Annotated in this window: 9 protein-coding genes and 1 other RNA gene; 7 read left to right on the forward strand and 3 right to left on the reverse strand. The window is 69.8% G+C overall.

What is annotated here, in order from left to right; all coding sequences use genetic code 11:
• The first annotated feature begins 73 nt into the window (after positions 1 to 73).
• The 3 genes from smpB to ssrA all read left to right on the forward strand — a co-directional run bounded on the left by smpB (position 74) and on the right by ssrA (position 3,129).
• Entirely contained in the window at positions 74 to 556 is a 483-nt protein-coding gene (gene smpB, locus N5079_RS01515) for an SsrA-binding protein SmpB (protein WP_261581434.1), read from the forward strand.
• A 3-nt stretch (positions 557 to 559) separates the two neighbouring features.
• Positions 560 to 2,446, forward strand: a complete 1,887-nt coding sequence (locus N5079_RS01520) for a penicillin-binding transpeptidase domain-containing protein (protein ID WP_261581435.1) — start codon at positions 560 to 562, stop codon at positions 2,444 to 2,446.
• A gap of 297 nt (positions 2,447 to 2,743) precedes the next feature.
• Positions 2,744 to 3,129: a transfer-messenger RNA gene (gene ssrA / locus N5079_RS01525) on the forward strand.
• 230 nt (positions 3,130 to 3,359) lie between these two features.
• Here ssrA and N5079_RS01530 read toward each other — a convergent pair.
• A complete protein-coding gene (locus tag N5079_RS01530; protein WP_261581436.1) occupies positions 3,360 to 4,952 on the reverse strand; it encodes an alpha/beta hydrolase in 1,593 nt (530 codons plus the stop codon).
• Positions 4,953 to 5,414: 462 nt separating this feature from the next.
• On the opposite strand from N5079_RS01530, the gene N5079_RS01535 reads away from it, so the two are divergent.
• Together N5079_RS01535 and N5079_RS01540 are read left to right on the forward strand one after the other, a co-directional pair.
• Positions 5,415 to 6,005, forward strand: a complete 591-nt coding sequence (locus N5079_RS01535) for a GntR family transcriptional regulator (RefSeq protein WP_261581437.1) — start codon at positions 5,415 to 5,417, stop codon at positions 6,003 to 6,005.
• 360 nt (positions 6,006 to 6,365) lie between these two features.
• The gene (locus tag N5079_RS01540; protein WP_261581438.1) at positions 6,366 to 7,097 is read left to right on the forward strand and encodes a hypothetical protein; all 732 of its coding nucleotides are present in this window, start codon (positions 6,366 to 6,368) and stop codon (positions 7,095 to 7,097) included.
• Between the two features lie 478 nt (positions 7,098 to 7,575).
• Here the strand turns inward: N5079_RS01540 and N5079_RS01545 are convergent, their stop codons facing one another.
• The gene (locus tag N5079_RS01545; protein ID WP_261581439.1) at positions 7,576 to 8,616 is read right to left on the reverse strand and encodes an adenosine deaminase; all 1,041 of its coding nucleotides are present in this window, start codon (positions 8,614 to 8,616) and stop codon (positions 7,576 to 7,578) included.
• 91 nt (positions 8,617 to 8,707) lie between these two features.
• Entirely contained in the window at positions 8,708 to 9,787 is a 1,080-nt protein-coding gene (locus N5079_RS01550) for a S1C family serine protease (RefSeq protein ID WP_261581440.1), read from the reverse strand.
• 160 nt (positions 9,788 to 9,947) lie between these two features.
• On the opposite strand from N5079_RS01550, the gene N5079_RS01555 reads away from it, so the two are divergent.
• Both N5079_RS01555 and N5079_RS01560 read left to right on the forward strand, forming a co-directional pair.
• A complete protein-coding gene (locus N5079_RS01555; RefSeq protein WP_261581441.1) occupies positions 9,948 to 10,865 on the forward strand; it encodes a hypothetical protein in 918 nt (305 codons plus the stop codon).
• Positions 10,866 to 11,181: 316 nt separating this feature from the next.
• Positions 11,182 to 13,389: an acyl-CoA dehydrogenase gene (locus N5079_RS01560; protein ID WP_261581443.1), complete on the forward strand. Its 2,208-nt coding sequence runs from the start codon at positions 11,182 to 11,184 to the stop codon at positions 13,387 to 13,389.
• The last annotated feature ends 174 nt before the right edge of the window (positions 13,390 to 13,563 follow it).

The raw sequence follows: 13,563 nt of genomic DNA on the forward strand, positions 1-13,563 counted from the left end.
CCTGCCCCACGCGCGATCGCGCGTCGTTTTCCGTCGCCACGCCCGTCCTCGCGCCAACGGTAGGCTTCCCTGTATGCCACGTGAGACCGGGCGCAAGCTGATCGCCCAGAACAAGCGTGCCCGGCACGACTTCTTCATCGAGGACACCTACGAGGCCGGGCTCGTGCTGACCGGTACGGAGGTCAAGTCCCTCCGCGCGGGGAAGGCCAATCTCACCGACGGCTACGCCACCGTGCAGGACGGCGAGGCCTGGCTGATCAACGCGTACATCCCGGAGTACAGCCAGGGCACGTGGACCAACCACGCCGCGCGGCGCACGCGCAAGCTGCTGCTCCACCGTAAGGAGATCGGCAAGATCGAGGCCACGCTCAAGGAGCGCGGCCTGACGCTGATCCCGCTGTCGATCTACTTCAAGGACGGCAAGGCCAAGGTCGAAGTCGGCGTCGCCCGAGGCAAGAAGGACTACGACAAGCGGCAGACGCTGATGGAGAAGCAGGCCAACCGCGAGATGGCGCGCGCCATGTCCAACGCGGTCCGCCGCCGGGGGGGCCGCTAGGCCGTGTCCGTCCACGCGAGAGCCGTACGGGCCGCGCTGGCGGTGGCCCTGGTGGCGCCGATGCTGACGGGCTGCTTCGAGGAGCCGTCGCCGCACGAGGCCGTCCGCGACTTCCTGGTCGGCTGGCAGACGGGCGACTACTCGAGCGCCGCCAAGCGGGCCGACGGCGACCCGGCGACCGTGCGGAAGACGCTCGAGTCCGTCGGGCTGCAGCTCGACGCGGCGTCGATCCGGTTCTCGCTGAAGGGCATCCAGCGCGACGGCGAGACCGCGCGGGCGCAGTATCACGCCCAGGTCGACCTCGGTGAGAACAACCCGCTGTGGGAGTACGACGGGGCGCTGCCACTGCACGTCGTCGACGGCCGGTGGAAGGTCCAGTGGTCGCCGAGCGTGATCCATCCCGACCTTCATCCCGGGCAGCGTTTCGCGGTGGCGACCGTCCCCTTGGGGCGCAAGCCCATCCTCGACCGTGACGGCAACCCGCTCCAGGACGAGACGGTCCTCTACGTGGCCGGCGTCGTCCCGGCGAAGATCAAGGACCCGGGCCGGCTCTGCGACGAGCTCTCGAAGGTCACCGGCTTCGCCCAGGACCGCCTGCTGAGCCGGATCCTCTCGTCGCCGCCGCAGACCTTCGTCCCGCTGGCGACGTTCGGCCGGACGAAGTACGCCGCGCTGAAGGACAAGCTCGCCGTCATCAAGGGGCTCGGCATCCAGACCGACACCCCGCCGGTCGCGCCGAAGTCTCCCGCCCAGATCGTGGGGCGCGTCACGGCGATCACTCCCGAGGTGGAGCAGCAGCTCGGCGGGCCGCAACGGGCCGGAGACACGGTCGGCAGGGACGGCCTGCAGAAGGCCTACCAGGACCAGCTCACCGGCTCGACGGAGACCCGCGTCGTCATCCTCGACGCCGCGTCGGGGCAGCAGGTCAAGGAGCTCAAGGCCTGGCCGGGCCGGACGAACACGGCCGTCCGCACCACCATCGACCCGCGCGCGCAGAGCGCCGGCGACGCCGCGGTGGGGGGCTCCCGGCCCGCCGCGCTCGTCGCCGTCAAGGCCGCCACCGGCGAGGTGCTCGCGGTCTCCACCAACGAGTTCCACCAGGAGAAGGACGCCCTCGCCGGCAGGTACGCGGCGGGCACGACCTTCTCGATCCTCGCGGCCGACGCCCTGCTCCAGGGCGGTCTGGACCCGGCCCAGAAGATCCCCTGCAGCGCCGACCGCACGGTGGGCGGCGCCCGGTTCCAGCAGCCGGGGGTGCTCGGAAGCGTGACGCCGAGCTTCGAGGCCGACTTCGCGCAGGGCTGCGTGACCGCCCTCGCCTCTCTCGCCAGGCGGACGAACCGGCAGGCGCTCCTGGACAGCGCGGCCCAGTTCGGCATCGGCGGCGACTGGGGGCTTCCGCTCAAGACGTTCAGCGGATCACTCCCCCCGGGGGACGGGGACGCCGCCGTGGCGAAGATGATCGCCGGACAGAGCGTCCGGGTCAGCCCCCTCTCCATGGCCCTCGTCGCCGCCGCCGTCGAGTCCGGCACGTGGCGGCCGCCCGTGCTCGTCACCTCGCCGGCGTCGCCGGACCCCTCCGCCGACGTCGCGCCGCCCATCCCGCCGCACCCCGTGACGCTCGACGCCCCCACGATCACCAAGCTGCGGGCGCTGATGCGCGCGGGAGTCGTGTCCGGCTCGGCTCGCGCCGCCGAGGTCTCCGGAACTCCGGTGTACGGCGTGGCCGCCGAGGTCACTCAGGTCGACAAGAAGCAGCGCAGGAGCCTGTCGTGGTTCGTGGGCTGGCAGGGCGATGTGGCCGTGGCCGTGCTGGCCGAGAGCGCCGACGCGGCGAGCGCCGCCGAGATCGCCGGAGCCTACTTCCGGAACGCCGGCGCACAAGCCTGAAGATTTTCGCTGAGCCGAGCAACCATCGGGGGCCTCGGCGGCGTCTTTCTAAGTGACTGAGCACCGCTTGGGGGGTTGCGGTCTCAGTCACCGTGATGAGACCAGGGCTCCATCTCGGGGGGAGCCCTGCCGTCCGGACCGGCTCGACCCTGCCGGTCGGCCCCCGGGGCGTGTGCGTCATGCCGCGTTCCCGGGGGCTTCGCCGTCCCGCGGGCAGGAATTCGGTTCGCGCCGCCGGTGTTTTGAGATATATGGTTGCGCTACCCGGCTCCTCGGAGCGGGGTTGACAACTCAACAGGGGGTGACCGGTTTCGACTTCGGCATTGCATGCCAGGGGAAGCGGGCCGAGGACTGCGGACATAACCTCGTTAACACTGTGACCGCAAACCAATAAGTGCCAATAACACGCGCACTGAGGTCAGCCAGGGCAACCTGGCTCTCGCCGCCTAAGCAGCGAGTAACCTCTGTCAGCCCGGGACCGCCTCCGGCCCGGATCTGACATCGCTAGGAGGCTCAACCGACCGACCCGGTCACGGGGTCGAGCGGGAAACCAAACAGTGACTGAGCCCGTCGGCGACTCGCCTGTGAGATCGCCGGGGCTGAGAAAATTGCAACAGGCTGCGCCCGGAGAAGCCCTGACATGGTGTTGAAGGACGCGGGTTCGATTCCCGCCACCTCCACCCGAAGCGCTCACTCGAGTACGGCTCTGCCAGAGCGGTGCTCGAGTGACGCAGAGGTGTTCGCAGCGGCGGTGCCCGAAGAGGCGCCGCCGCTTTCGCGTGTTCCGCCCCCTGCGGGGCGCGCGGCATTCCTTTCCGGCCCCTGCGTTCAGGACGTGGGTCCGCACGATGAAAACGCCCTGCTCGCGGAGGAGCAGGGCGTCTCTCATGCCTCTGTTGATGGTCCGTGGCGATTAGGGCAGGCGCACCCAGCCGGGCAGGTTCGGAAGCGGGCCAGAGGGTCGCGGCCACGCTCCCCGTTGCGCGCTGACGTCGGCGGGAGGCACGGCCGGGCAGCGCGTGCCGCGGGCGGGCAAGGTCAGCGACACCAGGTAGCGGTCGATGGCCCCCGTGGTGCATTCGCCGCGGCGGTAGATCCCGTGGCCCCATCCCTCGTAGGTGAGCAGCACGCCTTCACGGCCGATCTGCCGGGCCGCGTCCACCGCCCAGCTGTACGCGGTGGCCGGGTCGTGAACCGCGTTGCCGAGCAGCAGCGGCGCACTGCCGTGGACCCGTAGGTCGTGCTGCGGGTTCGGAATCCGCGTCTGGCCGAGGCAGAAGGGGGTCAGCCCCAAAGCCAGCGGGCTGAAGCGCATGTCCGGCGCGACCCTCGCCGCGAGGCGCAGGTGGGCGGCGTAATCACGGTAGTCGCGGATCGGCAGCCGATAGTCCTCGCAGAAGACCTGCGACGGGAACTCGGCCACGTCTCCCACCGCCGCCTTTCGCCGCGTCGTCACGGCGGACAGCTCCGCCGGCGCCGGGGCGCCGGTGTCCAGAGCGTTCAGCAGGTTGGCGAGCTTCGCCCAGGACGGTCCGTAGAAATCGTCGAAGGCATCGGCGATGAGGTCGAGCGTGGTCAGCGGAACGCTCGGGTCGTCCGGAGACGGCAGGTCTCCGCGTCCGGCCCGGGCGAGCAGGCCCGCCCACACCTTCCGCACGTCCTTACCGTGCAGCGCGCAGCTCGCGTCGCGGTCGCACCACGCCACGAACTCGTCGAACGAGTCCTGCACAGTGGCGGCCTCGGTGGCGAGGAACGCCGTGGTCCCCAGGCTGTGATCCATGTTGCTGTCCAGGGCCAGGGCGCGGACTCTGCGGGGGAACTGCTCGGCGTACTGCTGCCCGAGCAGCGTGCCGTACGAGATGCCGTAGTAGGACAGCTTGTCCTCGCCGAGGGCGGCGCGGATGGCGTCGAGGTCGCGCGCGACGCTCAGCGTGTCCACGTGGTCGTACAGCGGGCCGGTCCGGGCCCGGCAGTCGTCGCGAAGCCGCCGGTCGTAGGCCAGCCACCCGTCGAACTCCGCCTGGCTCTTCATGATCGGATCGGGTGCCTGGCCGAGCACGTCGACCGAGCACACGACGGGGTGGCTGCGTGCCACGCCGCGCGGGTCGAAGCCGACGAGGTCGAACCGGCGGGTGATCTCCTGGCTGAAGTAGTCGTTGCCGAAGAAGGCGAAGTCCACCCCGGATCCGCCCGGACCGCCGGGGTTGATGAGCAGGGAGCCGATCCGGGCAGCCGGGTCCGTGGCCTTGCGCCGGGCCAGCGCCAGGTCGATGGTGGGGCCTCCAGGATGGGCCCAGTCGATGGGCACCGCCAGCGTGCCGCATTCGACGGCTGGGTCCTCGGGACACGCGGCCCAGGCGATGGCCGCCCCGGCTGCCGTGGTGGTGGTGCTGGTGCTGGTGGTCTTGGTGGTCGTCGTCTTGGTGATGGCGGCGTTCGCGGGAGTGAGGGAGAGCAAGGACGCGATCAACGCCAGGGCGCACGCGAGCAGGGAGGTTCTTCGCACACGATCTCCAATCGTCGGGTCCCCCGGGCCGAGCACCCGTGTGCGGCGATGGACGGCGAATCTTCCTCCGGCGGTGGTGCCCGGGCCGACCTGCGTGCGCGGGTGCGACGGCTCCTGTCCGGTACAGGTGGGACAGCGTGCAGGGCTCGGCGCCGCGAGCCGCCTCGATTGTCTGATCACGCACGGTGCCCCGCCCATCCGGAAAAGGGACGAAACTTCCGCATGTCGTCGTTCGCAAGGAGTAGGCCTCAGGCTGAGGGAGACACCATCCAGAGGCGCCCGGCCGGCCCCTGGCGGGCTGGTTACCTGAGGTCGGGCGGCATCACGGCGATCGGTTCGCCGCCGTCCCGTCCCGCAGGCTCACGACTGTCGCAGGAGCTGCAATCCCGTCCGGACGTGTGCCGGGCACTGGCTAGAGTCGCTTGGGTGGTGTGCTCGGGGCTCGGGAAGGACCGGATCGCTGTGGGAGATCGGAGCGCGGGTGAGTTCGGCGGGGAGCGGCGGAGCCCTCGGGTTGTCGTACGGCGGGGCCTTCCGGCCGAGCCGGCCGTACGGGGCTCGGCGTCGCTGTTCATGACCGAGGCCGAGCGCCAGGGCATCCGGGCCGGCCGCCGCATGCTGTACGTCGGCCCCGAGCCGGCCTCCGAACACGTCGCCCAGGCTCTCCGGGTGCCGCCGGGCGTGGAGGTCCTGGCGCGGCGCAAGATGATGCTGGCCGACGACGTTCCCGTCCGGATCGCCACGAGTTATTTCCGGCTCGATCTCTTCGGCGGCACCCCGCTCTGTGCCCCGGACTTCGTGCGGCCGACCCTGCAGGCGGGGATCGAAGCACTGGGGCACCGCTTCGGCCGTGCCGAGGAGCGCCTGATCGCCCGGCCGCCCACCGAGGCCGAGGCCGCCGCATTGGAGCTCGGCCCCGGCGAGTGGGTCGTCGAGATCCTGCGCGTTAGCTACGCCACAGACGACACGCCGATCCACACGCTGGAGACCATCTGCGCCGCCTCCCGCCACATCTTTCCCATCGCTCAGGTGACGGGCTCCGACGAGTTCTAGTGCTCCGGGGCGTTCCCTGACGACGCCGGGTCGGCTGCATGATCACGGATCGTGAAATCGCCGTTCAGACGGGAAGGCAGGCGGTCGTCTTGTGCGGGCGGCTTTCTCGATCGTGCCGGGCTGAATATCAGTGGCCCAGGACAGCCGGTTCGGGGCAACCTGGTTCCGCATGAAAGGTCTCCTTCGTGTCGCTGCCAGTGTGCACGGAGCGGGGGAGATGCTTCGACCTATTTCATTACTGGGCGATTCGTGCACTAAAACGCTATCCGGCATATACGAATTGACGCGCATTTCACTGATCCGCTGTACTGTCTGCTCGTCGGCGTCGCCCGCCGTGCCCCCGGACGGAAGGGACACCCTGTGACCAAGCTCAACCAGATCCTCGCCGTGGAGAAGGGCGTCAAGGCCGACGTCCAGCGCAAGGTGACCGACGCCTATCACACGATCCAGAAGAGCCCGCTCCTGTCCGGCATCTCCCGGTCCTACCAGCCGATCGACGACGAGGGCGAGCAGTTGCCACCCGAGTCGACCCGCGTCCAGGTGCAGGCCGAGAGCGTGCTGAAGGACGTCGGCGTGACCTTGACGCGGTTGTTCGACGTGACCGCGACGAAGGACTGGGCGAACTGCTCGGCCAGGGCCGACGTGAAGGTGGACGGCGTCACGCTGCTCGAAGGCGTGCCGGTGACGTACCTGCTGTTCCTGGAGAAGCAGCTCGTCGACCTGCACACGCTCATCAGCAAGCTGCCGACGCTGGACCCGTCCGAGACGTGGTCGCTGGACGAGAACACCGACACCTGGCGCACCGAGCCGGTGAAGACGACGCGGACGAAGAAGGTCCCGCGTAACCATGTCCTGGCGGAGGCTACCGACAAGCACCCGGCGCAGGTGCAGGTCTACAACGAGGACGTGGTCGTCGGCTACTGGACGAAGATCTCCTTCTCGGGTGCGCTGCCGCAGCGGCGTGTGAACGAGCTCCTGGGCAGGGTGCAGAAGCTCCAGGACGCCGTGAAGTATGCCCGCGAGGAGGCCAACGGCACCGAGGTCGCCGACAAGCGGATCGGTGAGGCGGTGTTCGGCTACCTGCTCGGGTAGCCCAAAAGACCCCCCGGGCCCGAGCGCCTGGGGTGCGCGAGGAGCGCAAGCTGAAACTGAAGGTCAGCCTGAACGACGGCGACAGCGGAGGTTCGATCCCTCCCCCCGGCACGCGGGCCGGGGTAGCCCAACTGGTAGAGGCAGCCGATCAAACTCAGACTCTCGCTCCAGATTCAGCATTGCCGTCGAGTGCCAGATCAACCGAGGGTGGACTGTGATCGTTGAGATGCCGGTTCGAGTCCGGCTCGCGGCTCTTCGTGCCGCGGTAGCTCAATGGCAGAGCGCACGTCGTGAGGACTGATCCGCCCTCTTAAACGCCGCTGGCACCGCGATATGGCGGCTTCGACAGACCCCCGGGGACATGGATAGGTACCCGGGGGTCGCTCCTTTCCTGGGCTCTATGCGTACCCACGACGACTCCCGGGCCCATGGCCACGTTCGTTCGGTCCCGGCGGAGATTACGGGAATCTGTGCATGATCACGCGCGGAGGGGGAGGGGTGGGGTGGTGTAGGCGTCGATCTCGGCCAGTAGGGCGGACTTGTCTTCGACGCTCATGAAGGAGGCCCGGACGGCCGACCGCGCGAGGTCGGCGATGCCGTCCCGGTCGAGGCCGAGAAGCTCGGCGGCCACCGCGTACTCCTGGTTGAGGGTCGTCCCGAACATCGGCGGGTCGTCGGAGTTGATCGTGACGGGGACCCCGGCCTTGACCAGCTCGGGGAGGGGATGGGCGGCCAGGCTCGGGATGGCGCCCGTGCGGATGTTGGAGGTGGGGCAGACCTCCAGGGTGATGCCGTGCTCGGCGAGGTGTTCGAGCAGGGCGGGGTCCTCCACGCTGTGGACGCCGTGGCCGATGCGCTCGGCCCCCAGCTCCCGGATGGCCTCCCACACCGTCTCCGCGCCCGTGGTCTCTCCGGCGTGCGGTACGGAACGCAGCCCGGCGGCCCGGGCGGCGGCGAAGTGGGGGGCGAACTGCGCCCTCGGCACGCCGGCCTCCGGCCCGCCGAGGCCGAAGCTGACCAGCCCGTCCGGCCGCTGGCCGAGGGCCAGCGACAGGGTCGGCTCGGCGGCCGCGACGCCGAACTCGCCGGGGATGTCGAAGCACCAGCGCAGCGTCGTGCCGAAGTCGGTCTCGACCCGGCGGCGGGCGTCCTCGATCACCTCGCAGAACTGGGCGGGCGCGAACCCCTTCTCCAGGTGGAGGTAGGGCGTGATGGTCAGCTCGGCGTACCGGACCCGCTGGCCGGCCAGGTCGCGGCCGACCCCGTGAATCAGGGCCCAGAGGTCCTCCGGGTCCCTGATCAGGTCCATCACGGCCACGTATACCTCGATGAAATGCGCGAAGTCGCGGAAGACGAAGAAGGAGGCCAGCTGGGACGGGTCGGCGGGCACCGGCGTGCTGCCCTCGTGGCGGGCGGCCAGCTCGGCCACGATCTGGGGAGACGCCGCGCCGACGTGGTGTACGTGCAACTCCGCCTTGGGCAGTCCGGCGATGAATTTCGTGAGGTCAGGGTCGATCACGCGACGACCGTAACAAGGACCTGCCGCCCGGTTCCAACTAAGATGGCCGTTTCTCACAGCAGTTTGTCAGGTTCGCCCCAAAGGGGCGGGGCTATTCCGTCGGTGGCAGCTCGTTGAGGATCACCGTGACGGTTGAGGTCCGGCCGTCCGGGTGCAGGACCTGGACCTGCGTCTTGTCGCCCGGCCTCAGCGTCGCGAGCACCTGGGAGAGCGCGTTCGCGGTGGGAGTCCGGACGCCGCCGACGCTGACGATCACGTCGCCGGGCTTGATGCCCGCCTTTTCCGCCCCGCTCCCCGGCGTCAACGCGCCGACCACGGCGCCGATCGGGTTGCCGTCCGCGTCGACGGCCGTGCCGACGCGGACACCCAGCGCCGCCCGGCGGCTGTTGACCACCCTGCCGAACTTGATGATCTGGCCCGCGACGTCGGTGGCCGTGTCGCTCGGGATGGCGAAGCCGATGCCGGGGGCCGCGCCCAGCTCGGGATCGACAGCCGCGAGGGTCGGGATGCCGATGACCTGGCCGGAGAGGTCCACGAGCGCACCGCCGCTGTTTCCCGGGTTGATGGGGGCCGAGGTCTGGATGGCGTTGGTGATGGTGGCTCCCGGCGTCCCGGTCGGCCCCTGCCCGGAAACCGTGCGGCCCAGGGCGGACACGATGCCCTGCGTCACGCTTCCCGAGAAGCCGAGCGGGTTGCCCATGGCGAGCACGATCTGACCGACCTGGAGCTGGGCGGACCGCCCGAACGTCGCGGGGGCCAACCCGCTGGGGTCGTCGACCTTGATCATCGCCAGGTCGCCGGCCGGGAAGGTGTTGACGAGCGTGGCCCTCCGCGGCTTGCCGCCGGTCGCGAGGGTGACCTGGAATTCCCGCGCCTTACCCACCACATGGGCATTTGTCACGATGTGGCCAGCGGTGTCGTAGACGACGCCGGAGCCCAGGCCCGTGGTCGTCGTGATCTGGACGATGGCCGGCAGCACCCTCTTGATGACCCGTTCGAACGTCGACTCGAGCGCGGCCGCCTCGGGGGCTCCCGATACGGAGGGCGAGGCCGTCGCCGTCCGCGCCGCCGGGGAGCTGCCTTTGAGGCTCCCGGCCACGCCTCCGCACGACGTGACTGCGACCAGAGTGAGCGCGGCCGCCATGCGGGTGACAGCCCGTGAGAATCCCATGCTCCCCTGTCTACCCAGGTGAGGGCGGGGATCCAAGCACCGGGACCTCGGCCGGTCGGCGGGGCGTCGGGACCCCCCACCGATGCGGAGCGGCAAAGCGCCGCCGAAGCGTGACTGGGAGCGACCTCGACCATCGTCGTTTCTGACGTAATCTGCGGACATGACGGAGGGCGGCGGAAACCCGGCCGGGCATGACCGGCCACGGCAGCCTTTCATCCGTTCCTACGACGCGCCGACGACGCCGATGCCACGGGTGCGTCCCGAAGATCTCCGGACCACGCCGCCGGTCACGCCGCCGTCAGGAGGGGCGCTCGCTCTCGCACGAGGGGCCGGCCGCCGCGCCTGGGACCTTCCGCTCCGCCTCTTCTACACGGTCGTCGCGGCCGTCGGGGCGATCATCGCGGTGGCCCTGGTCTTCCTGGTCTTCTCGGGGGACAAGCCGGGGTACGTCGCGCCGGTCCACCAGGCGCAGGCCGGGGCGACCGGGCCGGCGAGCCCCACCCCGAGCGCCTCTCCGACCCCGCCGCCCGTGGCGCTGCCCAAGGTCCCGGGCTCGTACAAGTATCTGCCGGTCTATCCCGGTCAGGGGACGTCCGTGGTGTCGTACGTCCTCGACAAGAAGGCCGGGATCAGCTATCCCAAGTTCGGCAAGCCGTGGAAGACGGCCGGCTCGGCGCCGTTCGCCCTCGCCCAGCGGGCCGGTCCGGTAGGACTGCCGCAGGCGCTGATCGGCTCGGGTCCCCTTCCGGGGGCCGCGCCTGGCACGCTCGGCACCTACCGCGACTATCGCAAGGTGGCCGCCAAGGCGGTCAGGTGGACGCTTCGCCGGCAGCCGCCCGGCGGCAAGCTCACCTGGACGGCGTCCCAGCCGGTACGGCGCGGCATGGGGTGGCTGCTCGGCTACAGGCTCAGCTACGTCACGGGCGGGGCCAAGCACTCGTCCCAGGCCATCGTGGCGGTCGTCGGCACGGGGAGGACGAGGCCCGCGATGCTGTTCGCCACGGTGCCGGACGACCGCAAGGAGCTTCTCCACGATCTGAACATGCTGTTCTGGGCCGTCCGCCCAATTCCCGCGTGATCATGCACAAGTTCCCGGGGTGTCCCTCCGACCTGCGCGGCGGCCGTACGTGATCATGCACACCTTCATCTGCACCTATGGTGAGCTGCGGACGTACGCTCGTGATCATGCAGGCGTGTTGCGGGTGCATGATCACGAACGGCATTCGCGCAGCTAGGGTGCGGTCTCCGGGAACCCGTGCATGATCATCTGCGATGAAGGCGCAGGATAGGTGGCAGTCCAGGGAAGCTGTGCATGATCACGCCGAAGGGCTGGGTAGTGCGAGAACCTCCTTCTAGAATATGGTTCTACCAAGTTTCTAGCGGTGGAGGAGCACATGGCGATCGGGCTGAGCGAGGAGCACGAGGCGCTCCGCGAGTCGGTGACGAGATGGGCCGAGCGCAACATCTCCGTTGACGTGGTGCGTCGCGCCGTCGGCCGCCCCGGGGAGTCGCGGACCGAGGAGCGCCCGGCATTCTGGGCCGGACTCGCCGGCCAGGGCCTGCTCGGACTGCACATCCCCGAGGAGCACGGCGGGTCGGGATACGGCCTGCTGGAGACGGCCGTCGCGATCGAAGCCCTGTCTGAGCGCGTGGCGCCCGGGCCGTTCGTGCCGACCGTGTTCGCGAGCGCCGCCATCCTGGCCTCCGACGGGAAGGCGCACGCCAAGCTGCTGCCCGGCCTCGCCGACGGGTCGGTCACCGGAGCCGTCGCGCTGACGGGCGCGATCTCCGGGACCCGTGACGGCGGCGTGCTCACGATCAGCGGCGTCGCCGAGCCTGTTCTCGGCGCGGCCCTCGCCGACGTGCTCGTCCTTCCGGTGACCACCGACCTCGGCGAGGAGTGGGTGGCCATCGACGCCGCCCAGGCGACGATCACGCCCATCAGCCCGCTGGACCTGACCCGCGGCGTGGCCAAGGTCGAGGTGGAGGCGGTAGCCGTACCGGCGGAAAGGGTCCTCGACGGGCTCACGACATCCGGCGTCCGCGACCTGGCGGCGATCATCCTGGGCGCCGACGCCGTCGGCGTCGCGGCGTGGTCCGTCGCCGCGGCTGCCGACTACGCGAAGGTCCGGGTGCAGTTCGGCCGCCCGATCGGTCAGTTCCAGGGCATCAAGCACAAGATCTCACGGATGCTCGTCGCGCTGGAGCAGGCCAGGGCCACGGTTTGGGACGCCACCCGCGCCTCGGGGCAGGAGCGCGCCTACGCTGCCGCTATCGCCGGCGTCATGGCTCCGGACGCGGCCGTGCAGTGCGCGAAGGACGCCATCCAGACCTTCGGCGGGATCGGCTACACCTTCGAGCACGACGCGCATCTCTACTACCGGCGGGCGCTGACGCTCCGGGCGCTGCTCGGGTCGTCGGCGGAGTGGGCCGAGATCGTCGCCTCGCTGGCGCTGAGCGGCATCACCCGTGAGATGGAGATCGACCTTCCGGAGGAGTCAGAGCCCCTTCGGGCCGCCATCCGCGCGGAACTCGCCGAGATCGCCCCGCTCGAAGGCAGGCCGCAGAAGGAGGCGCTGGCCAAGGCCGGCTTCGTGATGCCGCACCTGCCCAAGCCGTGGGGCCGCGACGCCACGCCCCTGGAGCAGGTGCTGATCCATCAGGAGATCAGAGCCGCCAAGATCAAGCTGCCGCAGATGATCATCGGTGCCTGGGTGGTGCCGTCCATCGTCTCGTACGGCACGCCGGAGCAGCAGGAGCGGTTCCTGCTGCCCACGCTGAGCGGCGAGATGGTGTGGTGCCAGCTCTTCTCCGAGCCCGGTGCGGGCTCCGACCTGGCCTCGCTGCAGATGAAGGCCGAGAAGGTCGAGGGCGGCTGGAAGCTCAACGGCCAGAAGATCTGGACCTCCGTCGCCCACGTCGCCGAGTGGGGCATCTGCATCGCCCGCTCCGACAGCTCCAAGCCCAAGCACGACGGCATCACTTACTTCCTCGTGGACATGAAGGCGCCGGGCGTCACCGTGCGGCCGCTGACCGAGATGACCGGCGAGAACCTGTTCAACGAGGTCTTCCTCGACGACGTCTTCGTGCCGGACGACCTCGTGGTGGGGGAGGTCGACCAGGGCTGGAAGGTCGCCCGCAACACGCTGTCCAACGAGCGGGTGTCGCTGTCGTCCGGCTCGGGCGGCACGGGGTCCTCGGTGCCCGACCTCCTCGGCCTGGCTGGAAGGCTCGGTCGCGAACTGACCCCGGCCGAGCGGCTGGAGCTCGCCAACGTGGTCTGCGAGGGCCACTCCATCAACGCGCTGTCGCTGCGGGTGACGTTGAAGCAGCTCGCCGGCGCGGAGCCGGGCGCGGACGCGTCGGTGCGCAAGCTGCTGTCCACGTCGCACGCGCAGCACGTGTCGGAGGCGGCCGTCGATCTGCTCGGCCCGGCGGCGGTCACCGCGGCCGACTGGAAGCTCGGCGACCCCGGCTACTGGAACCGCGCGGTCCTCGCCACCCGCGCGATGACCATTTACGGCGGCACGACCGAGGTCCAGCTCAACATCATCGGCGAGCGCATGCTCGGCCTCCCCCGCGACCCCGAACCGGGCAAGTAGCGCAAGCGTCCTTCTCGATAGGGGAGCTCGATAGGGGAACTCGATAGGGGAACTCGATAGGGAAAGGTGTGGACCCTTCCGAGCCAACCCTTCCGCGTGATCATGCACATGTTCCCGCACGCACCGTCCTACCTGGTGTTTCGTGTGGCGTGATCATGCACATGTTCCGCACGC

The sequence above is a fragment of the Planotetraspora sp. A-T 1434 genome, from assembly GCF_025420585.1.
Lineage (GTDB): Bacteria > Actinomycetota > Actinomycetes > Streptosporangiales > Streptosporangiaceae > JAOEGB01.